The sequence below is a fragment of the Mucilaginibacter sp. FW306-07-L genome, from assembly GCF_058782065.1.
In genome coordinates, this window is sequence record NZ_JBYSXI010000003.1 from 664044 (window position 1) to 686709 (window position 22666).

General features: G+C 45.5%; 22 protein-coding genes. 14 read left to right on the forward strand and 8 right to left on the reverse strand.

Annotated features, from left to right (window positions below; translation table 11 throughout):
- Positions 1–14: 14 nt before the first annotated feature.
- Positions 15–1217: an aspartyl protease family protein gene (locus AC3WJC_RS18130; protein ID WP_492400527.1), complete on the forward strand. Its 1203-nt coding sequence runs from the start codon at positions 15–17 to the stop codon at positions 1215–1217.
- Between the two features lie 4 nt (positions 1218–1221).
- On the opposite strand, the gene AC3WJC_RS18135 is transcribed toward AC3WJC_RS18130, so the two are convergent.
- Positions 1222–1488: a hypothetical protein gene (locus AC3WJC_RS18135; RefSeq protein WP_492400528.1), complete on the reverse strand. Its 267-nt coding sequence runs from the start codon at positions 1486–1488 to the stop codon at positions 1222–1224.
- A 186-nt stretch (positions 1489–1674) separates the two neighbouring features.
- On the opposite strand from AC3WJC_RS18135, the gene dtd reads away from it, so the two are divergent.
- The 3 genes from dtd to AC3WJC_RS18150 are packed head-to-tail and all read left to right on the forward strand — an operon-like array spanning position 1675 to position 3360.
- Positions 1675–2127, forward strand: coding sequence for a D-aminoacyl-tRNA deacylase (dtd, locus tag AC3WJC_RS18140; RefSeq protein WP_492400529.1), 453 nt, complete (start codon positions 1675–1677; stop codon positions 2125–2127).
- 33 nt (positions 2128–2160) lie between these two features.
- A complete protein-coding gene (locus AC3WJC_RS18145) occupies positions 2161–2487 on the forward strand; it encodes a nucleotide pyrophosphohydrolase (RefSeq protein ID WP_492400530.1) in 327 nt (108 codons plus the stop codon).
- A gap of 6 nt (positions 2488–2493) precedes the next feature.
- Positions 2494–3360 carry a DUF4349 domain-containing protein gene (locus AC3WJC_RS18150; RefSeq protein WP_492400531.1) on the forward strand — a complete coding sequence of 289 codons (867 nt, stop codon included), beginning with the start codon at positions 2494–2496 and terminating at the stop codon, positions 3358–3360.
- Here the strand turns inward: AC3WJC_RS18150 and AC3WJC_RS18155 are convergent.
- The 4 genes from AC3WJC_RS18155 to rnhB form a co-directional block, all read right to left on the reverse strand.
- Positions 3349–4098, reverse strand: coding sequence for a 2-phosphosulfolactate phosphatase (locus tag AC3WJC_RS18155; protein WP_492400532.1), 750 nt, complete (start codon positions 4096–4098; stop codon positions 3349–3351). The genes AC3WJC_RS18150 and AC3WJC_RS18155 overlap by 12 nt on opposite strands.
- Before the next feature lie 11 nt (positions 4099–4109).
- The gene (gcvT, locus tag AC3WJC_RS18160) at positions 4110–5189 is read right to left on the reverse strand and encodes a glycine cleavage system aminomethyltransferase GcvT (RefSeq protein ID WP_492400533.1); all 1080 of its coding nucleotides are present in this window, start codon (positions 5187–5189) and stop codon (positions 4110–4112) included.
- 42 nt (positions 5190–5231) lie between these two features.
- Positions 5232–6434 (reverse strand): glycosyltransferase family 4 protein, encoded by a 1203-nt coding sequence (locus AC3WJC_RS18165; protein ID WP_492400534.1) that lies wholly within the window; start codon positions 6432–6434, stop codon positions 5232–5234.
- Between the two features lie 116 nt (positions 6435–6550).
- The gene (gene rnhB, locus AC3WJC_RS18170) at positions 6551–7162 is read right to left on the reverse strand and encodes a ribonuclease HII (RefSeq protein WP_492400535.1); all 612 of its coding nucleotides are present in this window, start codon (positions 7160–7162) and stop codon (positions 6551–6553) included.
- Positions 7163–7312: 150 nt separating this feature from the next.
- On the opposite strand from rnhB, the gene AC3WJC_RS18175 reads away from it, so the two are divergent.
- A complete protein-coding gene (locus AC3WJC_RS18175) occupies positions 7313–7684 on the forward strand; it encodes a response regulator (protein ID WP_492400536.1) in 372 nt (123 codons plus the stop codon).
- Between the two features lie 39 nt (positions 7685–7723).
- Here the strand turns inward: AC3WJC_RS18175 and AC3WJC_RS18180 are convergent, their stop codons facing one another.
- Positions 7724–10687 carry an outer membrane beta-barrel protein gene (locus AC3WJC_RS18180; protein WP_492400537.1) on the reverse strand — a complete coding sequence of 988 codons (2964 nt, stop codon included), beginning with the start codon at positions 10685–10687 and terminating at the stop codon, positions 7724–7726.
- Positions 10688–11027: 340 nt separating this feature from the next.
- Entirely contained in the window at positions 11028–11948 is a 921-nt protein-coding gene (rsgA, locus tag AC3WJC_RS18185; RefSeq protein ID WP_492400538.1) for a ribosome small subunit-dependent GTPase A, read from the reverse strand.
- A 111-nt stretch (positions 11949–12059) separates the two neighbouring features.
- Here rsgA and AC3WJC_RS18190 point away from each other — a divergent pair, with 111 nt between their 5' ends.
- The 8 genes from AC3WJC_RS18190 (at position 12060) to AC3WJC_RS18225 (ending at position 20588) form a co-directional block, all read left to right on the forward strand.
- Complete coding sequence (locus AC3WJC_RS18190; protein ID WP_492400539.1) at positions 12060–12863, forward strand: carbon-nitrogen hydrolase family protein; 804 nt, start codon at positions 12060–12062, stop codon at positions 12861–12863.
- Positions 12864–13093: 230 nt separating this feature from the next.
- Entirely contained in the window at positions 13094–15544 is a 2451-nt protein-coding gene (gene thrA, locus AC3WJC_RS18195; RefSeq protein ID WP_492400540.1) for a bifunctional aspartate kinase/homoserine dehydrogenase I, read from the forward strand.
- Positions 15545–15586: 42 nt separating this feature from the next.
- Positions 15587–16615 (forward strand): homoserine kinase, encoded by a 1029-nt coding sequence (locus AC3WJC_RS18200; protein WP_492400541.1) that lies wholly within the window; start codon positions 15587–15589, stop codon positions 16613–16615.
- A gap of 81 nt (positions 16616–16696) precedes the next feature.
- A complete protein-coding gene (gene thrC / locus AC3WJC_RS18205) occupies positions 16697–18001 on the forward strand; it encodes a threonine synthase (protein WP_492400542.1) in 1305 nt (434 codons plus the stop codon).
- The gene (locus AC3WJC_RS18210) at positions 18001–18348 is read left to right on the forward strand and encodes a hypothetical protein (RefSeq protein WP_492400543.1); all 348 of its coding nucleotides are present in this window, start codon (positions 18001–18003) and stop codon (positions 18346–18348) included. Before thrC ends, AC3WJC_RS18210 begins: the two co-directional genes overlap by 1 nt.
- Before the next feature lie 26 nt (positions 18349–18374).
- Entirely contained in the window at positions 18375–18740 is a 366-nt protein-coding gene (locus AC3WJC_RS18215; RefSeq protein WP_492400544.1) for a hypothetical protein, read from the forward strand.
- A gap of 139 nt (positions 18741–18879) precedes the next feature.
- Entirely contained in the window at positions 18880–19572 is a 693-nt protein-coding gene (locus AC3WJC_RS18220; RefSeq protein WP_492400545.1) for an SIMPL domain-containing protein, read from the forward strand.
- Between the two features lie 107 nt (positions 19573–19679).
- Positions 19680–20588, forward strand: a complete 909-nt coding sequence (locus AC3WJC_RS18225; RefSeq protein ID WP_492400546.1) for an alpha/beta hydrolase — start codon at positions 19680–19682, stop codon at positions 20586–20588.
- A 96-nt stretch (positions 20589–20684) separates the two neighbouring features.
- Here AC3WJC_RS18225 and AC3WJC_RS18230 read toward each other — a convergent pair whose 3' ends face one another.
- Positions 20685–21542 (reverse strand): transglutaminase-like domain-containing protein, encoded by an 858-nt coding sequence (locus tag AC3WJC_RS18230; protein WP_492400547.1) that lies wholly within the window; start codon positions 21540–21542, stop codon positions 20685–20687.
- A 41-nt stretch (positions 21543–21583) separates the two neighbouring features.
- Here AC3WJC_RS18230 and AC3WJC_RS18235 point away from each other — a divergent pair, with 41 nt between their 5' ends.
- Positions 21584–22369 (forward strand): O-methyltransferase, encoded by a 786-nt coding sequence (locus tag AC3WJC_RS18235; protein ID WP_492400548.1) that lies wholly within the window; start codon positions 21584–21586, stop codon positions 22367–22369.
- Positions 22370–22666: the final 297 nt, after the last annotated feature.

Below are 22666 nucleotides of genomic sequence, written 5' to 3' on the forward strand. Positions count from 1 at the left end.
TTTTTATGGTTGCGATGGGTTTAAGTACTTGTTGCTTATGGCACAGTATAGCCTATGCCCAGTATTTTGATATTGACGGCCCCCGTAAAAAAGTAACACTACCATTCAGGTTTGTCCGTAACTCGGTTATTGTACCGGTAACTATAAATGGTAACGGGCCCTATAATTTTATTTTAGATACCGGTGTTGGTTTAATGCTAATAACCGATCCTACGCTTATCGACTCCCTCAATATCACCAATAAACGCTTAGTAAACATACCGGGGCTTGGCGAAGGTAATGATGCGCAAGCCTACGTAACCGGGCAGTTAGCGGTTAGCGTGCCGGGTGTTAGGGGTTACGGTATATCAGCGGCTATATTAAAAGTTGATAACCTAAACCTTTCCGGCTTTGTGGGTATGCCGGTACACGGAATATTAGGTTATGAATTTTTTAATAATCTTGTGGTGCAGGTAAACCTCGCTGACACCGTACTTCATATTTACCGGCCTAAGGACATTGACCGGATCAAAAAGAAAGGAGTTAAGATACCCATACTTATCCAGGAGAAGAAACCCTACCTTACTACCAAGGTAACACTGCCGGATGGTTCATCATCAGTAAATAAACTGCTTATTGATCTGGGTGCTGGCCACGCGCTCTCACTGGATTACCTGATTCAGCGAAGGGGAATGCCCGACAAATTTATCGCCGCTAACCTTGGCGTAGGGTTGAACGGACCGATCACGGGTTTTATCAGCCGGGCAAAACAACTCGATCTGGGCGGATATAAAATCCTGAACCCCCTAACTTCATTTCCTGACGGGAATAATACCAATATTAAACCCGTTATAGCGCGCGACGGAAACATTGGCATGGAAATATTAAAGCGGTTTAAAATAACCTTTGATTATAGTGGGAACGCCATTTATCTAAAAAAGGGAAACAAATTTAAAGAGCCCTTTGAGCATGACATGACCGGTATAGAATATTATGCTTCAGGGCCTAACTTGCAGCACATATTTGTTAGCCGGGTAGAACCGGGCTCATCCGGGTATGATATAGGGCTTGAGCGTGGGGATGAAATAGTATCGGTGAATTTTAAACCGGTTAACAGGATGAGCCTGGAAGCAATCGACAACCTCTTCAAATCAAGGCATGAAAGAACTATATTGCTTGAAATATACCACAGCGGTAAAACCGACCATGTGGTACTCACCTTGAAAAGAAGAATTTAACGGGCTATTTAAGCTGGCTCAGGTTGTCAAAAAAAGCGGATTGCAGATCAAGCAGTGAGCGTACCGGTATTTTTTCGCCATAAACATCAAAGCATAAATACTTAGATTTTTCAGGATCATCCTGTTTTTCTTTTTCTATCAGGTTAAATGTTTCAAAAAAATAATGCTTGGTGGTTACATTATCCTTGCTGGTTTGAGAGTTAAGGCTAAAGCCAACCTTGTCTATCCACTTATGTACCCGTGAATGTAATGATGCGCGTAGTTTTGCCATGGTATTGATATTTAACTTATTAACGATTTTACAAAACAATTTGTTGCCGGTTTTAATAATTAGTTTATAAACAGTTGTTATAAATTTAAAGCATAGTGGCTGGCTTTGAAGCTAAATCGTGAATTTTACTTAGGGTTAAATTTATTTAATTACAGCACGTCTGTATAAACCTTGTAATATTGTAGCATGAGAGCTGTACTACAACGTGTAAGCGAAGCCGCGTGCCGGGTTGATGGGGTTATTACCGGCGAAATCGGAGTTGGGTTTTTGGTGTTGTTAGGTATTGAAGACGCCGATACGGTTGATGACCTGCAATGGCTGGCACAAAAAATAGCCAGCATGCGCGTATTTGGTGACGAAAACGGCCTGATGAATAAAGCGCTGGCTGACATAAACGGCAGCATACTATTAATATCACAATTTACGCTGTTCGCTCAAACCAAAAAAGGTAATCGCCCCTCGTTTATCAGGGCTGCACGCCCCGAGAAGGCGATACCGCTTTACGAGCAGATGATAGCGGAGTTAAGCAAGCTAACAGGTAAAACGGTGGCTACAGGTATTTTCGGTGCCGATATGAAGGTAAGCCTGATAAACGACGGCCCGGTAACGATCACCATCGACACAAAAGTGAAAGAATAAACATCCCCCTGAAAAAAAACAAAATATTGATTTATGGAAATTAAGGAAGCGCAGCATCTTGTTGATAGCTGGATAAAAACAACAGGTGTGCGGTATTTTAACGAGTTAACCAATACCGCCATTTTAATGGAAGAGGTAGGCGAGGTAGCCCGCGTTATGGCCAGGCAATACGGCGAGCAATCGTTCAAAAAATCAGACACGGAAGTTAACCTGGCTGATGAAATGGCCGATGTGCTTTTTGTACTGATCTGCCTGGCAAACCAAACCGGGATCGACCTTACCGACGCGCTGTTAAAAAACCTGGACAAAAAAAATATCCGCGATGCCGACAGGCACAAGAAGAACGAGAAACTAAAATAGAAGGATATGAAAAAGTTTGCGCTTGCCGCTATAGCGGCATTGATTATTGCCGGATGCCAGAATAAGGATGGCGGTACATCACAAGGCAATGCCGTAACAGAGAAGGAAGTGGCCAGTGATATAGCGATAACGGAAGCCCCGATGGCTAACCAAGCATTAAAGGCTGCTCCGGCTCCGGCCTCGGCTACACAAAAAAAAGTAATTAAAGAGGGCGACATCAGCTTTGAAACTCATGATATAGCCAAGGCGCGTAAACGTGTAGCCGATGCTTTAAAAGCTGCTGGAGGCTATATTGACGAGGAACGCCAGGCAAATAACAGCTACGAAAAGCGGAATGAATACACCTTAGTGGTACGCATCCCCGCAAATAATTTTGAGAAGTTTTTAGCCGGAATTACTACCGGTGATGACCGTATCGAATCAAAAAGCATTCGCTCCAGAGATGTTACCACCGAATACATTGATGTAACCACCCGCCTCAACAATAAAAAGGCGCTGGAAAACCGTTACCTCGAACTATTAAGCAAAGCCGGTAAAATGGCCGACGTGCTGGAAATAGAGAGTAAGCTGAATGATGTACGCACCGAAATTGAAAGCAACCAGGGCCAGCTTAATTACCTGAGTAAACAAATCGACTTCAGCTCGTTAAACATCACTTTTTATACACAGCAATCCACTAAAGATAACGGCCAGGGTTTTGGCTACAAATGGCAAAAAGCAGTGGGCGACAGTTGGGAGATAGCGGTAAGCCTGTTCTTCGGAATAATTACCTTATGGCCGGTATGGTTGCTGGCGTTAATTGTGGTTTACGTAGTACGCAAAATTATTATACGCCGTAAAGCCAAACGCGCAGCCGCTAATTTAAACGCTTAGCTTAACCAGTTTTTCACCCTGTAGTACGGGGATGGCAGAGGTCAGATCAACATTGAGGCAAAAGGCAATGTCCTTTTCAATGCCCAGTTGTTTCAGGCGTTCGCTGTGCGAGGTTTTGTTGAGATAAGCACCAAGATCATCCTTAGCTAACTGGTACAGGTCATTAGCGGCAATGGCGGGGTCGTCCGTACGGTGTACAGAACCTTTCAATTGTTCAACTACCGCACCGGCAAACAGGGTATCTTCCAGGTTAAAGTTGTTTTTCCAGCCCGAGCATACCAGTAAAATGTTCTCATGCTGATCTTTCAGCCAGTTACATAAGGCGGTCAGGTTTAAAAATGAGCCTAAAACAATTTGTTTAGCATCGCGCGACAGGTGCAGCGCGTGCGTGCCATTGGTGGTGGTAAGCACTACGGTTTTGCCGGCAACCTTTTCGGCAGTGTAGGAGAAGGGTGAGTTGCCAAAATCAAACCCGGCAACCACCTGCCCGTCGCGCTCGGCGGCAAGTAGGTAGTTTAATCCTTTTTCACGGTAAGCGGCGCATTCCTCTACCTGCGATACAGGGATGATAGCTTCGGCACCGTTTTCAATACCGTAGCAAATAGACGTTGTAGCGCGAAATACATCGATCACCACCACAATATATTCTTCCACCTGGTACAGTGGCAGCAGGGCCGGTGTTAGGCAAACCGCTAACTTTGGCCTGCCTTGCGTTACGCTATTTGTTTGATCAGCCAACTCGGTAAATACTATTTGTAAAAAGGAGGTTTAGCAACCTTTGCCTTTACTTTGTTATCACGTATTTTGATGTAGATCTCGGTACCCTCTTTGGTAAAGGCATTGGCAACATAACCCAAACCAACCGCTTTTTGCAGCGATGGTGATTGCGTGCCCGATGTAACCCGGCCAATGTTGTTGCCTTCGGCATCAACTATCTCGTAATCGTGGCGGGGTATACCGCGTTCAATCATTTCAAAGCCTACCAGTTTTTTGTTGATGCCGGCTTGCTTTTGCTCCGCCAGTTTTGCCGAGTTGGTAAACTCTTTGCTGAATTTGGTTACCCAGCCCAAACCGGCCTCAAGTGGTGAGGTAGTGTCATCAATATCATTACCATAAAGGCAAAAACCCATCTCCAAACGCAAGGTATCACGTGCGCCCAAACCTATCGGCTTAATGCCGAATGGCTCGCCTGCTTTAAAAATAGCATCCCAAATGGCTTCGGCATTGGCGTTATCAAAGTAGATCTCAAAACCACCCGCACCGGTATAGCCCGTTGCTGATACCAAAACATTCTCGATACCCGCGAAAGTGCCTTTTTTAAAGGTATAATATTCCATTGAAGCCAGGTCAATGTCGGTAAGGCTTTGCAGGGCTTCGGCGGCTTTAGGGCCTTGTACGGCCAGCAGTGAGGTACGGTCTGATATATCTTTCATATCAACACCTTCTGTATTGAATTTTGAGATCCAGTTCCAGTCCTTTTCAATGTTCGAGGCGTTGACTACCAGCATGTAGGTTTGCCCGTCAATCCGGTAAACCAGCAGGTCGTCAACAATACCGCCGTCCTCATTAGGCAGGCAGGAGTATTGCACCTTGCCGTCATATAGCTTTGAGGCATCGTTACTGGTTACGCGTTGTATCAGGTCAAGCGCCTTTTCCCCTTTCAGGATGAACTCGCCCATGTGGCTTACATCAAACACGCCAACGGCTTTGCGTACGGTTTCGTGTTCGGCATTAATACCAACGTATTGTACGGGCATGTTGTAACCGGCAAACGGTACCATTTTGGCACCGGCTTTTATATGAACATCAGTGAGGGCAGTATTTTTCATTTGCGTTAATATGCCGCAAAAGTAGTAAAATTAAGCTGATTTTTAAGCCCGGGTTAATTGGCGGTAGTAGGTAATAAGGCGGTTGGTTACGGCGGTAACATTATGGCGTTCTTCAACCAGTTTGCGGGCATTATAGCCAATGCGGCGGCAGTAATGCTCGTCGGCCATGCAGCGTTTTATGGCGTTGTAAAACTCGGCGCGGGTATTGGCAATTACAATGTTTTGTCCATGCGTATAATCAATACCCTCGGCACCCAACGAGGTTGATATGATGCATTTCTGCATAGCCATACCTTCCACTATTTTTACCCGCATACCACCGCCTGATAATAGCGGAACGATCATGATGGCCTTGCTGTTCACAAACTCCAGGGCATCATCAACCTCACCCTGTATGTATATTTTACCGGGTACTTCATAATCATCAAACGTTTCGGGTATATCATTCCCGGCCAGGTAAAAGCGCACCCGTAGATCGCCCTCGCACAGGTCGGCATGAAAATTATCAATAAACCATTCAATGCCTTCCAGGTTGGGCATCCAGCCTAATGATCCTAAAAAGAAAAGACTCGGAAATTCGGTTTTATCATTACAGGGCTGATATTTATCCAGCTCAATACTTATCGGCAAAATTTCGACAGGGGCTTTGGTGCCATATTCAATCACGCATTTCTTATCCTGATCGGTAAAGGCGATGATGCCGTCGAATTTACTGAGCTGGTTTATTTCATAAGCCTTAATGCGTTTGGCCAGCAGCAGCAGGTATATTTTTTTAAACGGATCGGCCTTGCGCTGTGCTATACGCTGCCATACCTGGTGTTCAATATTATGAGCGCGGTATACTATTTTAGCCTTGGAGTGCTTTTTTACAATGTTTAAGTATGGGGTAACAAACAGGCCTTCAAATTGCACAATATCGTAATCGGTACTATGCAATTCATGGATCAATGTTTTCTCCGCCCGTTCGTCAAAATATTTATCAATAAAGGGTACGGCGGCTGTAAATAAACTGATAAAGGCTTTAAAAATACTGATGTGAGTATTTACGCTGCAATGCCGGTAGGTTATACGCTCTAAAATATCATCAGCCTCGTAATGCCTGTCCGTAACCTGCTTTTCATCCAACGATATTAACGTAACCGTATGTCCCTGCGCAAGCAAGCCCTTTATGGTATTGTATACCACAATAGGGTAACCGCCGTTTTGCGGAAACAAGGCCCGGTGAGTTAATATTAAAATCTTCAAAACAATGAAAAACGCAGGTTTATGGGGTATAAAAATATCGTAATTGAACTACACAGGCAAGCCCATGCGTAATACTTTACACTTAATCCACACAAAATATAATAAAAAAAGGGTTGTTACAAGCTCTGCTCAAATTTGAGCTTTAGCTGAGGCTCAGTAACCTTAAAGCTAAGCCTGTGATACGGGGTGTGCCCATTTTGTAATACTGTGTTACGGTGTTTTATGGTAGGATAACCTTTATTGCTGTGCCAGTCATACTCCGGGTGTTCAGCCGCTATCATTTTCATATAATCATCGCGGTAGGTTTTAGCCAATATGGATGCGGCCGCTATGCTGTAGTATTTGGCATCGCCCTCAACAATACAAAAATGTGGCGTTGTACCGTATTTATTAAAACGGTTGCCGTCAATAATCAAAAATTCCGGTTTGATGCTGAGCTGGTCAATAGCCCGGTGCATGGCTAAAAATGAGGCATTTAGAATATTGATGTTATCAATTTCCTTATTACAGCATGATGCCACTGCCCAGGCCAGGGCGGTTTGCTTTATCTCATCGCGCAGCAAATAGCGGTCGCTTTCGCAAAGCTGTTTTGAATCATTAAGCAGGGGGTGCTTAAAATCGGCAGGCAATATCACAGCCGCGGCAAAAACCGGCCCCGCCAGGCACCCGCGGCCAGCCTCGTCACAACCTGCCTCCATCAATTCGTACTGGTACCTTGCTAATAACATAGGGCTTTAATTTAATTCAAATATCGGCTTTAATGGCGCTTTTTCAAAAAATGAAAAAATCTTACAACTTTATTTTGTTGTAGATAAAACATTTATTGCAGTACTAATATTATAATTGTGCAAAAAATTACTGTTGGATAAACCCCCACAATGAGCGACCCGGCTAAAACTATTATAATTTTTGATGACGATAATGATATTCTTTCTATCTGCTCGTACATTTTAGAAGAGAGCGGATGGAATGTGCATACTTTTGAGGATTGCAACGATATCGTCAATCGGGTTGCTACAATAAGGCCTGATGTTATATTGATGGATAACTGGATACCTGATTCCGGCGGGATAAAAGCTACCCAAACTTTAAAGGAAGATGAAGGCCTGCGGGATATTCCGGTCGTGTATTTTTCTGCCAACAGCGATATCGAATCATTAGCCAAGGCCGCCGGTGCCCAAACTTACCTGGCCAAGCCATTTGATCTGGATGATCTGGTTTCGACCATAGCAAGCGTGGCGCACAAATAATCTCTGCACGCCACGTTAATATCTAAACTTATTTAACCATTACATCGGTCCGCCGCCCGGAGGGGGGCCACCTGCGCCGGGACCGCCGCCGCCCTGCCTGTAATCACGACCGCCTTGTGATGGCGCGGCACCGGCGAATTTACGCAGCCTTAACGAAAAGGTAAGCAATACATAGCGGCTCAGCCTGTTCACATTGCTCTGCGTGGTGATGGTACCATTATCCGTTGAGGTAAAACCACGGTTCTGGTTCAAAAGGTCAAGCCCGGAAAGGCGGATAGTAGCCACATTGTCCTTCAAAAAACGGCGTTCTACATACACATTCAGGATGTTAGGGTTAGTAACGGCAACGTTGTAGCCATAGTTAATAGATCGGGTAAAATCATAAAACAACGTCCAATCTTTCCAGAAATAATTTTTACCGTTAATGCCCAGGTTTAATGTGCGGGCATTGGTATTTAACAACGGGTTGTTACCAATAGCGCTAACTGTACGATTAATGGCATAAGTACTGTTAACCTCGGCATCCATCACATCATCAATATTAACCCTGAAACGTACGCCCGGAGTTAAAACTAAGTTTTTCGAGATGTTCTTCTCAAACTCTGATGCGCGGTTTAAGCTATCCACACTGTTTGAGTAACCAATATTGTTGCTGTAGGTTACATTGCCATTTAAAAACAAGGTGTACTTACGTTCGGCAAATGGTTTTGAAAATACGCCGAAACCGCTTAACTGGTAATAGCCATCGGCATTACGGTAAGTGGTTAAGTTGGTGTTTTGCAGGCTTTTTAATGAAGGGTCAGCCGCCAATGTGGCCTCAGTAAACCTGGAGTAAGTAGTGGTTTGCGACACTACCTGATCCATAGTGGTGGTATAAGCAACGCGGGTAAAAAAAACGTTGCCGCTCTCAAAACTAAAGTTATTGTAACGCGCTTCGAGTGTATTGGTGAACGATGGTTTCAGATCAGGGTTACCTAACACCGGGTATAGGGCGTTCGACAGATCAAGCACCGGCTGCAACTGGTTAAATGAGGGCTGGTTACTTTGCCCGTTATAATTAAAGTTGATTGATTTACTGCGCGTAAAGTTGTATACAAAACGTGCGGTAGGTATAAAGTTAAAAGTGTTTTTAACCGTTTGCGGCGCATTAATCGAGTTGCCTTTTAACGATGCCGGCTGTACACCAAAACCTGCGGTAAGGTTATACTTACTTTCGACCAAACGGTAATTAAGCCCTACCCTATTGGTAGTAAAAGTGTAATCATAACTATTGCTCAACAGCGCGTAGCGGTTAAAGTCACCATCGTTATAATCCGTTGGTGGGGTGGTGCCGGTATAGCTTAGTGTATCGGTGAGTTTATCACTACTGGTATTAGAGTGATTGTAAGCATAGTTGAGTTCCAGGAAAGACACCTTGCTCAAAGGCTCCATATAAGCAAAATTGGCACCCCATGTAGTGGTACGGCTATTGGTATTAATACGCTGATTTAACGGCGTAGTTGGTGTACCCGCTGTATAGTTATATATCGGGTTGTCAAACTGGTCATTTTTAGCGGTATTCCAGCTTAAATTTAAGCTGAAGTTGCGGCCACGCTTACCAAATTTGTGATTATACAATGCGTTGATGCCATAATTTGGCGAAGTGGTATTGGTTAACGAATTAACCGTATATGATTGATTGGCACTTGCACGCGAACTATCGGCAAGGGTATAGATTACGTTTTCAGCGCCGACGTTATTATTACGCGAGTAGGAGAACGACGGTGTGATTTTAAAGTAGTTTACGGTATCAGGCCTCCACTCCACGTTAAAATTAAAACGATGGTTTAACGGGCTATTGGTTTCCTGGCTGCTTGAACTGCTGGTGCTTGGGTTTTGAAACCGGTTTATTTGCAAGGAGTTGGTGGTGGTATACGTGCTGTTATCATTAAAGCTGTAACTACCGTAAACCGATACATTTTTACCCCACTGGTCCCTAAAGTTGAGGCCTAATGATTTGGCATCCGTAATACCATTCGCGTTGGTAGTAGTACTACCGCCACCGCCACGCAGGGCATTACCACGGCCACCGCCGCCTCTGCCGCCGCCATTAAAGTTGCCGCCAAAGCCACCGCCGGTTGATCCGCCGAAGCTAAAGGTATTAAGATTGGTGTTGTTTAGATTGCCTAAAACGGCTATCTGCTGATCGCCTTTAAACTTAAAGTAATTTACATTGCCCAAATAACGGTTAGCGTTATTGGCCTCGCTGCTTGGCAGCGCGTCAGTACCCTCACCGGCTGTTGCCTGTAATGAGTAGCCGTAGTTTTTATCCTTACGGATGTTAATGTTCAATATTTTGGTTGGCTCGCCGGTTTTAACACCGGTCAGGTTGGCCTGATCGCCGTAATCATCAATAATCTGCACACTTTCCACAATATCCGCAGGCAGGTTTTGTGTGGCCGTTTTAAGGTCACCCGCAAAAAAATCCTTACCGTTAACGCGCACCTTGGTAACTGATTTACCTTGCGCGTTCACGTTGCCATCTTTATCCACATCAACGCCGGGCATTTTGCGTAAGGCATCTTCCACAGGCGCGTTATCACGTACCTTGTAAGTGCTTATTTTATATTCAACAGTATCTTCTTTAAGGGTTACCGGGTTTGGCGCGCCTACAATGTTTACTTGGTTTAGCTGGTTGCTTTGTACCTGTATCACAATATTGCCTAATGATACGGGCTCGCTGCCGGCCTCAAGTGTGTAATGTTTAAGCAACACCTGGTAGCCTATAGAAGTTACCGTAACATTTAATTTGGTGCCTTTTACCGATGGAAAAGTGAACTTGCCATTCATATCGGCGGCTACTACGGCGCTGTCACCTTCGGCAGAGGTAAGTTTAACACTTGCGCCGGGTACTGAAAGTTTGGTAGAATCTATCACTGTTCCGCTAACCGACCTGCCTGTTTGCGCGTAGGTGCTTAGCGCGGCCGCAAATAGCATGGCCATGATCAGTAAATATCGTTTCATCTTTTTTGGGGGTGTGTATTGTTTTGTAATTATTTAAAGTTTGGTTAATGCTGATGCAAATGTTTAACTAAAAACTGTTAAATAAGGTTATCATACAGCTTTGTTACACAAGCATTAATCGGGCTTATCTCAACGGATGTGGAAATAAATAAGCTAAATTGCTTTAATGTGTTAAAATCCGGTTGGTTTATTAACCGATAGTCCTGTCAACTAAACCAAAAATTAAAATTCGTGTGATTTTAACAATGTTGTTACTTGTTACCGGCGAGGTAAATTATGAAGGCAACTGTATAAAAAAACAGAAAGCAGCGCATCTTTTAACAGTCAGTAAAGTAGTAAGTTAACTACGGGTATCGTTGCCGTTGTAGATACTCAGGTAGCTTTCGTAACGCGATGGTTCAATCTCGCCGTCTTCCAATGCTTCCAGTACGGCGCAGCCGGGTTCATTAATATGGCGGCAATTATTGAAGCGGCAATCGTGCATGCGTTCGCGCATTTCGGGGAAGAAGTGGCCAAGTTCCGGTTTTTCAATATCGATAATACCCAGTTCACGTATACCGGGGGTATCGATAATAAACCCGCCTTGCGGCAGTTCAAACATTTCGGCAAAGGTGGTAGTGTGCATGCCCTTGTCGCTCCATTCGGATATCCGGTGCGTGCGCAGGTCAAGATCAGGCAGCAAGCGGTTGATCAGGCTGGATTTGCCTACACCCGAGTGGCCGGAGAACAGCGTGATCTGATCTTTTAACAAAGCCTGTATCTCATCAATATTGGTACCTTCAAGCGCCGATACCTCGTAACATGGATAGCCGATGTTTTCATAAACGGCTTTATAGGCTTGTAGTATTTCCAAGCCTTCATCACTAAACAGATCGAGTTTATTAAATATCAGTTTAGCCGGAATATCATAGGCTTCGGCAGTAACCAAAAAGCGGTCGATAAAACCCAGCGAGGTGCGCGGCGAGGCCAGGGTTACCACCAGCAGGGCCTGATCCAGGTTGGCGGCAATGATCTGCGCTTGTTTCGACAGGTTGATGGATTTGCGGATGATGTAGTTTTTACGCTGATGCAGGTTGGTAATCACACCGGTACCCTGCTCAGGTTCCATTTCAAAATCAACAATATCGCCAACGGCAATGGGGTTAGTAGTGGTAATGCCCTTTATACGGAACTTGCCCTTTATACGGCAATCGTAACGTTGCCCATCGGGCGTTTGCGCCTGGTACCAGCTACCGGTTGATTTTGTAATTAATCCCTGCATTGTAAGAGGGCAAAGTTAGGCATTTGCATCCGCCCTGAATAAAAATTAATAAGCCTTTGTGATAGATGGCTGAATCGGCTAACTTTAAGCGCTTTAATACCAAAGCAAAAAATGAAGATCGCCTTAGCCTCGCCAGCCTTTCCGGGCAGTATTGCACAAGCTCTTTTACAGCTCGAACAACTTACCGAACAAGCCGCCGCCCAAGGAGCCATGATTATCTGTTTTCCCGAAACCTATATTCCGGGTTACCCGATGCCGGGCTTTGAGCCGGAGCAGGGTTCAGCCGATAAGATGGAGGCGGCGCTGAAGCAGGTTTGCGCCGTGGCTGCCAAACATAACATCGCCGTTATTGTACCGATGGATAAATACACGCCCGAAGGCATGTATAATGTAGCTTATGTTGTATCGCCACAGGGCGAGGTGCTGGGTTATCAAACCAAAAACCAGCTCGACCCATCGGAAGATGAAAGATGGGTGCCCGGCACACAACGCAGGCTGTTTGATGTAAACGGCTTAAATTTCGGTATTACCATCTGCCACGAGGAGTTTCGTTACCCCGAGTCAGTACGTTGGGCGGCACGCAATGGGGCGCATATCGTTTTCCATCCGCATTTTGGCGGCAGTGATACTACTGGGACTACCCCAAGCGAATGGGGCAGTATGAGCAACGCCTACTATGAAAAGGCCATGATGATGCGCGCCCTGGAGAATATCATTTACTTTGCCAGCGTTAACAACACTACCCGCTATCCCGATTCGGCATCGTCCGTAATAGCGCCTGATGGTACCTGTCTGGTATATCAGCCATACGGCGTTCCGGGTGTACTGGTGGTTGATATTGATCCGGCGCTGGCTACCGGCTATCTTGCAAAAAGATTTAAGCCAACGCTTTATGCGGATGAATATTTAAAATAAAATACCTGTTGCGCTTGCTATTTTAAAAATTAACCGCTTTATTTGCCATGACCTTAGTGCGATAAGTAAATTATATGTATAACAGCAACACCATTATTATTACCATTATTACCACCGGCATAGATATCGGAGGAAAGTAATCGTATGGTGTAAAAAATATAAACAAACCAACTGACCGCCTTCCTCCGACAAAGAGGAAGGCGGTTTTTTTTAATAGCTATATCAACAAAATGAAAGTCTTAAAATTCGGGGGTACCTCCGTAGGCTCAGTAAGCAGCATCACAACCCTGCTGCAAATAGTAAAAAACGAAGTTGAGCAAGGCGAACGCCCGGTAGTGGTGCTTTCGGCCATGAGCGGGGTTACCAACCTGCTGATCAATATGGCTGAAGAGGCTGCCAAAGGCAACGAGTTTACCGCGCAGCTTGCCGAGCTGGAGCGCCGCCACTTTGATGTGGTAAAAAGCCTGCTCGATATACAGAATCAAAACCCGGCTTTCACCCGCTTGAAAATTAATTTTAACCAGTTAGAGGAGTTGCTACAGGGCGTTTTGACCCTGCGCGAGCTTACCGCCAAAACCCGCGACCTGATCGTTAGTTTTGGTGAGCGCTGCTCAACGCTGATGATCAGTAAAATCGCGGCCCAGCGCTTTGGTAATGCGTTTTTTGTTGATGCATCCGAAGTATTAAAAACCGACAGCGCTTTTGGCAATGCGAGGGTAGATACCGTGCTTAGCGAACTCCTGATCCGCGATCTGTATGCCAGCCATGCCGATAAAGTATTGTTTGTTACCGGTTTTATTGCCAGTAACGAGGCCGGGCAGATCACCACGCTTGGCCGTGGCGGCAGTGATTATACCGCCGCTATTTTCGGTGCGGCCTTGAACGCCCAGGAAATACAGATATGGACGGACGTGAACGGCATGATGACCGCCGACCCGCGCATGGTGAAAAAAGCATTTCCGCTGAGCGAGCTGACCTATACCGAGGCCATGGAGCTATCCTACTTTGGTGCCAAGGTGATCTACCCGCCAACCATGATCCCGGCTTTCCTGAAAAAGATCCCTATCGTTATAAAAAATACGTTTGAGCCTGAATTTGCCGGTACGGTTATTCAGCACGAAAGTAAGGCATCCAATCAGCCTATAAAGGGTATATCATCCATCAATAACATCAGCATACTTAACCTGATGGGCAGCGGTATGGTGGGTAAATCGGGCTTTAGCGGGCGTTTGTTCTCCCTGCTTGCCCGCGAGCAGATCAACGTTATCCTCATCACCCAGTCATCATCAGAGCATAGCATCACCTTTGCCATACAACCCGGCGATGCCGTACGCGCCAAAGCCATTATTGAGCAGGAATTTGAGCTGGAAATATTAGCCAACAAACTGGAACCTATCACTGTTGAAGAAAACCTGGCCATATTAGCCGTGGTTGGCGAAAACATGAAACAAACGCCGGGCGTATCGGGCAAGTTGTTCCATGCATTGGGCCGTAATGGGGTTAATGTAAGGGCGATTGCGCAGGGATCATCAGAGTATAACATTTCGGTGATCATCAGCGAATACGATCTGGGCAAGGCGCTCAATGCCGTACACGATGCCTTTTTTGTTGACCTGTATAAAACCCTGCATGCCTTTTGCCTGGGTACGGGCAATATCGGCAAAACGCTGTTCGGGCAGCTTAACGCCCATGCCGGTTTTCTGCTTAACGAGAACGGCATACAGGTAAAGGTAGTAGGCATCAGCAATACCCGCAAAATGATGTTCAATACTGATGGTATCGACCTTGAAAACTGGCAACCCGCGCTTGAAACCAGTACAGATACAGCCGACCTGCGCTTGTTTATCGATACCATGAAGAGCATGAACCTGCCCAACTGCGTGTTTATTGATAATACGGCAAGCCCGGTTCCGGTAGAGTTTTATGAGGAAGTGCTCAATTCGGCCATATCAGTAGTGACCTGTAATAAAATAGGTAACTCGGGCAGCTATAGCCGTTACAAAGCCTTTAAGGATGCGGCACGTACCCGCGGTGTCGACTTTTTTTACGAAACCAATGTGGGTGCAGGCCTGCCGATCATCCGTACGCTTAAAGATTTGATGAACAGCGGCGACCGTGTACAACGTATCGAGGCCATCCTGTCGGGTACCATATCATTCATCTTTAACCAGTTTAAGGGCGATGCCAATTTTCACGATGTAGTTAAACTGGCGCAGGAGAAAGGCTATACCGAACCTGACCCGCGCGACGACCTGCGCGGTACCGATTTTATGCGGAAGATACTGATCCTGGCGCGCGATGCCGGGCATACCTTAGAAGCCGCCGATGTGGATATACAAAGCATACTGCCACAAGCCTGCCTTGATGCCACTACCGTTGATGATTTTTACGCGGCGCTTAAAGCTGAGGATGCTTATTTCACCAACCTGAAACAACAGGCCGAAAGCGGCGGCAAGGTATTGCGTTACATCGGCAAACTGGAAGATGGCAGGGCATCCATCACCCTGCAAATGGTTGATGAAAATCATCCGTTCTACATGCTGTCGGGTAGCGATAACATAATATCCTTCACTACCGACAGGTATAAGGAGCGCCCGCTGGTAGTAAAAGGCCCTGGCGCTGGTGCCGAGGTAACCGCCGCAGGTGTATTTGCTGATTTGATAAACGTGGGTGCGAATTAGCCACCTAACCCCCTAAAGGGGGAACTTAAATACAAAACGATCATGAGTAACGATTTACAGGAAATAGATACAAACAGCGCTTTCACCCCCTTTAGGGGGACGGGAAACCTGACCGCGGACAGTGTACACGTTTTTGCCCCGGCAACCGTAGCCAACGTAGTTTGCGGGTTTGATGTATTAGGCTTTGCCGTTAATGAACCCGGCGATGAGGTGGTCATGCGGGTTACGGATAAGCCCGGCATCACCATCAGCAAAATTACGGGTGATGATGGCAGGTTGCCGCTTGACCCGGCTAAGAATACCGTGAGCGTGAGCGTACAGCATTACCTCGACAGTATCGGCCGTGCTGATATTGGGCTGGATATTGAGCTTCATAAAAAGATGCCGATAGGCAGTGGGCTGGGTTCAAGCTCGGCCAGTACCGTAGCGGGTTTATATGCCATTAAAGCGCTGATGGGCGATGACCGTGACCCGATAAACCTGTTGCCTTTTGCCATGAAAGGCGAAGAAATGGCCTGCGGGCATGGCCATGCGGATAATGTTGCGCCTGCCTTGTTAGGCGGTTTTGTGCTGATACGCAGCTACGAGCCGCTTGATGTGGTACGCCTGCCGCATCCAAAGGATCTGTGGTGTGCTGTGGTATTCCCCGATGTGGATGTGCCTACCCGCGAGGCAAGGCAGATCATCCGTAATAAAATCAATATGAAGGATGCCGTAACCCAGTGGGGTAATATTGCCGGATTGGTGAGCGGCCTGTTTATGCAGGATATTGACCTGATAGGCCGTAGTATGAAAGATGTACTGGTTGAACCGGTACGCTCCATGCTGATACCCGATTTTTACAAGATGCGCGAAATCGCCATGAGCAACGGCGCGGTAAGCTTCGGTATATCAGGTTCAGGCCCATCGGTTTTTGCTTTTACCCGCGATGAGCAAACCGCCCACATCATCACACAAAAGCTACAGCAACATTTAACAGGATTAAAGATCGGCTCTAATACTTATGTATCAACCATAAATGATGCAGGGCCGAGGGTATTACCCACCCAACCCTCCCAAAGGGAGGGCTAATAATGCCAGATTGAAAGATAATAGTATTTAAAACAATAAAAAATATAAAGCCCTCTCCTTTGGAGAGGGTTGGGAGAGGTCATGGAACTATACAGCACCAACAATACATCAGCAAGCGTATCATTTAAAGAGGCGGTTTTTAACAGTATGCCGCAGGATAAGGGTTTATATATGCCGGTGAGCATTCCGCGTTTAAGCGATGAATTTATCAGCAAACTGGGCGAACTTACCCTGCCGGAGATCGCCTTCGGCGTAGCTAAAAATATATTGGGCGATACCATCCCCGAGGCTGACCTGAAAGCACTGATTGATGATGCCATTAACTTTGATGCCCCGGTGGTGGAGCTGGAGAATGAGGTATATGTGCTGGAGCTGTTCCACGGCCCGTCATTAGCCTTTAAGGATTTTGGTGCACGCTTTATGAGCCGCATAATGAGCTACTTTTTAGAGGCAGGCGAAAAGCAGCTTGATGTACTGGTAGCCACCTCCGGCGATACCGGTGGTGCCGTAGCCCTGGGCTTTTTAGGGGTGCCCAATACCCGTGTTACCATCCTCTACCCTAAAGGTAAGGTAAGCGGTGTGCAGGAGCAGCAGCTAACTACCAACGGCCAAAATATCCGCGCTTTGGAAGTTGATGGTACTTTTGATGATTGCCAGGCACTGGTTAAACAAGCCTTTACCGATGCGGAACTGAACGCAACCTACCGGTTGACATCAGCCAACTCCATTAATATAGCCAGGCTTATACCGCAAACTTTTTACTACTTTAATGCCTACGCTCAGTTACTGCGCAAGGGTAAAAGCAAGGTAGCCTTCGCGGTGCCGAGCGGTAACTTTGGTAACATCGGCGCCGGTTTGTTAGCCTGGAAAATGGGCTTGCCGGTTGAGCAGTTCATTGCCGCTACCAATGCTAACGATACGGTGCCCGCGTTTTTAAAAACCGGTGTTTATGAGCCTAAGCCATCCGTATCAACCATATCAAACGCGATGGATGTTGGCAATCCAAGCAACTGGGTGCGCATTGCCGATCTGTTTAAAGGTAATGAAGCAGCTTTGAAGCAACTTATCACTGGGTATAGTTATAACGATGAGCAAACCGTTGAAGTCATTGAGAATGTTTATGCTGCTCATCAATATGTGGTTTGCCCGCATACGGCCATAGCCTGGAAGGCTTTAAAGGAATGGCAGGGAGACCATGCTGAAACAACCGGCGTTTTCCTGTCAACCGCGCATCCGTGCAAGTTTCCGGATGTAATACCGGCTGATGTTGCGGTGAACATTTCGGTACCCGAATCCGTTAAACAGCTTGAAGGAAGAGAGAAACAAGCCGTACAAATGCCGGCTGATTTTGAAAGCTTCAAAGCATATTTACTGAATAACATTTAATGAAAATATTACTCCGTTTAGTTTTTATTGTGTCTTTACTTATAGCGTACGGCTGTAAGCAAAAGTTTGATAAGGAAAAGTGGAGTGAAAAGAAAGAATGGGATTATCCGCGCCGCAACGGCATGCTTAAAGACCTTTTAAATAACCACGATTTAAAAGGCAAGCCCCTGAACGAAGTTGTGCAAATGCTTGGCGAGCCCGATAACCGTGAGGCTAATCATATTTACTACGATATAGTAATGAAGTATGGTGCCGACATTGACCCGGTTTATTCAAAGGAGTTGGCTGTATCTTTTAACGCCGATTCGGTTGTGACCGCGGTTGAAGTGCAGGAGCATAAAAATTAAGTATCTTTGCGCTATAATTACCAGCGATGTTAAATAAGGCCTTAATAGTTGTGCTCTCTTTTGTTATGATGCTTTTATCAGCCTGTAACAGCGATCAGCCGTTTAACCGTAAATTATGGAAAGATGCCGACGGGCTCGACTTTAAGTACCGCGCCAATATGGTTAATGATCTGTTACAGAACCATAAGATCAAGGGCATGAAATTTTACCAGGTTACTGATACCCTTGGCTGGCCGCAAGGTAAAAAGGACGATTATATTTACTATGACATTGTGGTAAAATACGATGGCTACCCGCCAAGCTACGTAAAGCGCCTTTTTGTTTATTTTAAGGATTCCGTTGCTGTAAATACCAAAATTTACGAGCATACCGAGAAGAAAAAGCAGCAGTAGCTATGTTTCGGTACTTCAATCTTTTAACTCCCTCTCCCAGGGAGAGGGTTGGGGTGAGGTCTCAATTGTAATGTTTTTGTTGCATGTTTCACTTTGGAGGGAATCCTCGTCTATACCTATAAATACATTATACACAACCATGAAGAAATTAATGATCATCGCGGCCTTAATTGCCACTACCTACAGTTCGTTTGCTCAAACAGCCGACTTGCGCCGCAAAATAGAAGTTACCGGCATTGCCGAGAAAGAAGTTACGCCCGATATTATCAATGTATCCATCTCACTGCGTGAGTATATGGATGGTAAAAAGAAGATCGCTATAAGTGATCTGGAAAAACAATTGGAAAAGGCGGTATCTGCTGCCGGCGTAGCTAAAGAGGATTTTACAGTAAATAACGTTTCGAGCTGGAACATGGCTACCGAAAAGAAGAAAAATCCCGACTTTTTGGTAAGCAAACAATACAGTATCAAGTTTCGCGACCTGAACAAGTATAACCAGATACTAAGTAAGATAGATCCTAAAGGTATCCAGTCAACCAATATTGATAGCTATGATTATTCCAAAATCAATGAGTTGAAAAAAGAGCTGAAGGTACAGGCTTTGCTGTCAGCCAAAGAGAAAGCTACTTACCTGGTAACCGCTTTGGGCGATAAACTGGGCAGCGCCATCAATATCTCCGAAACGGATAACAGCAGTTTCCCTCAGCCGCGTATGTATGCTACGATGGCCATGCGGGGTGTTGCGGATGAAGCCGGTGTACCTGAATCTGACATCAACTTTAAACAGATCAAGCTGAGCTTCCAGATCAACGCGGTATTCGAGATAAAATAATTACAAGTCTATTAATTAAAACAAGGGCGTTTCCTGACTAAGGAACCGCCCTTGTTGCTATAGTGAAAGCATAATAAAATACATACATTTGGTTATAACCCTTTATAATGAAAATTCTTGCCTTACCCTTATTGGTATTATTAACTGTGAACGTATTCGCCCAAAAACAAAAGCCTTTGCTATTATATCCGGATGGCGTGCCCGGTTCAAAACCCGCGCCTAAATCGTACGTGGAAAAAACAGAGGGCGCTTGGACATTAAAAGTGACTGCACCCACACTTACGCCGTATTTGCCTGCTGCGGGTACCGCAAACGGTACGGCGGTAATTGTATTACCGGGCGGTGGTTATGCCGGGCTGGTTACGGGGCATGAGGGCGATGCGATAGCACGTGAGTTCAATAAAATTGGCGTTACGGCATTTCTGCTTAGGTACAGGCTGCCAAATGACACCATTATGGTAGATAAAACCATAGGCCCTTTACAGGATGTGCAGCGCGCCATACAAATGTTACGTATGAACGCTGCCGAATGGGGCATCAGTTCGGACAAGGTGGGCATTATTGGTTTTTCGGCGGGCGGGCATCTGGCTTCAACAGCTATTACGCATTTCAAAAAGGCGGTTATCCCCAATAAAAACAATATTAACCTGCGCACCGATTTTGGGATGCTGATCTATCCGGTTATCAGCTTCGGTGAATTTACCCATCAGGGCTCAAAGGATAACCTGATCGGCAAGGAGCCATCAGCAAAGTTAGTAAATGAGTTCAGCAATGAATTGCAGGTAACGCCTGAAACCCCACCAACATTTTTAGTACATGCCCAGGATGATACTACAGTACCGGTTCAAAACAGCCTGCTTTTTTATAATGCATTGCTGGCTAATAAAGTAAAAGCCGAAATGCATTTATACCCGGCAGGTGGCCATGGTTTCGGCATGGTAAACCCAACCACAAAGGAGTTATGGTTCAATAGCCTCACCAACTGGATGGCATCTAACGGGTGGCTTACTAAGTAAGTTTGCAGTGTGCGGTTGTCAGTTTACAGCCGGCAGTGCGCAGTTTTTTTGAAAATCCTTTTACGAACTGCGCACTATAAACTGCCAACTAAAAAGCTATTCAACAATCTCCAGCAACTCATTCAGTTCGGCAACTTTTTCTGCTGAACCCAGGTGCTCATAAGCACTGATGAGGTTGCGTATTACCCGTTTAATGATCTGGGTATTTGAGCAGGGTTCGTAAAACTGCTTATCGGGCGTAAGTTTTAGTTGCTTTAAAAACATATCAACATCCCTGCGGCCAAAAATAAACCCTTTGTTAAAGGCATTGATGTAGAACAAGATGCCGCTTTCAAACTCGCTTTGCGTACCCTCATCTAAATAAGCCAGGATAAAATGCTGCGGCAGGTTAACGCCATAAACCGGTATATCCAATTTTTGGGCAATGATGGAATAAATAATAGCCAGCGATATCTGGTTGCCTTTTTTGGTTTCGAGCACCTGATTCAGGTAACTGTTCTGCGGATCCTGGTGGTTGCTGGTATTGCCGGTAAACCCGTAAAGGTTGTAAAATACATGGTTTATGAGTTTTACCTGCTCTACCGGGCTGCCCTCATTCATCATCTGCAGCCATATATCACGTTTTATGGCCTCGATCTGGTTGATCACTTTTTGTTCATCCAGTTCAGGGTACTGGTAGCGGTTAATGATCAAAGCTCCCTGCAATAGATCAAAGGCCCCGCTATGGATCCATAGTTTCAGGTCGTTTTTTAACAGGCCGAATTGTATTTCGTGCACCAGGTTGGCAATCCGTTCCTGCAATAAAGGGTCAAAAGCCTCACTAAATGCCGTCTCCAACGGTTCAATAGCGCCGCCGCCTAATGACAGGAGTTTGCCATGCACATGCTCAAATATTTCCTGATCGGGATCATCGAGCAGTTTTATCAATGAGTTTATTTCTGCGGTATTTAACATGTGTATAAGTAAAGTATTACTAATTATATAATTTTACAACCATGTTCAACATAAAGTTTGCTGTCGATTACCTGCGGCACCGCTTCAGCGCAAAAACACGCCACGGTATACACTCCCCGTTCGTATATCATTTGGTTGATAAGGTAATATACGATTTTGAGCCCAAAAAAGTGTACAACGATATAGAGCAGGTGCGTAAACATTTACTTGCCGATGACCGCAGCATTACCGTAACCGACCTGGGTGCGGGCTCGCATGTAAACAACAATAAGCAAAAACGCATTGCCGATATTGCTAAAAACGCGCTTAAACCACCCAAACTCGCGCAACTGTTATGCCGCCTGGTGGCAAGTACCCAACCCGAAAGCATTATTGAGTTAGGCACCTGCCTTGGTGTTACCACCCTGTACCTGCAGCAAGCCGCGCCTAAAGCTAAAGTTTATACGCTTGAAGGGTGCCCTCAAACCGCGGCGGTAGCCGGGCAGCAATTCGCCGGCCAGAAGCTGAGTGATATCGCGCTAACTGTTGGCAATTTTGACGATACGTTGTATTCCATTATCGGTAGCCTGCCCAAGCTCGATTTTGTATTTGTAGATGGCAACCATCAAAAAGAAGCCACACTACGATATTTTGAGTGGTGCCTGCCCCATGTACATGAGGACACCTTGCTGATATTTGATGACATATACTGGAGCGAAGGCATGAAAGAAGCCTGGGCACAAATAAAAGACCATCCGCAGGTAACGGTAACTGTTGACCTGTTTTGGATAGGGTTGGTGTATTTTAAAAAAGGCCAGGTTAAAGAAGATTTTTTGGTAAAGTTTTGACGTTTAGCTTATCCTGATAAAAGAGCGCAGGCCTGTCTCCATAACCGGAGCAAGGCGTATAGCCTGTGCCGCTGAAAGATTTTTCAGGGCAGGCGCATATTTTTTAAAATTTCTTACCTTTGCCTCATCATGGAAATTACTACCATATTTGTTTAATACTTTGGTTCCAAGGTAGCGCTATTGCCCGATAGCCGGACCGAAGTATATTAATTAATCTCATTTTAGTACCTGATCATTATAGCCGGGTTAATACCCTGATCCATATATCGTTTATGCTATTTTGGCATAAGCTTGAGT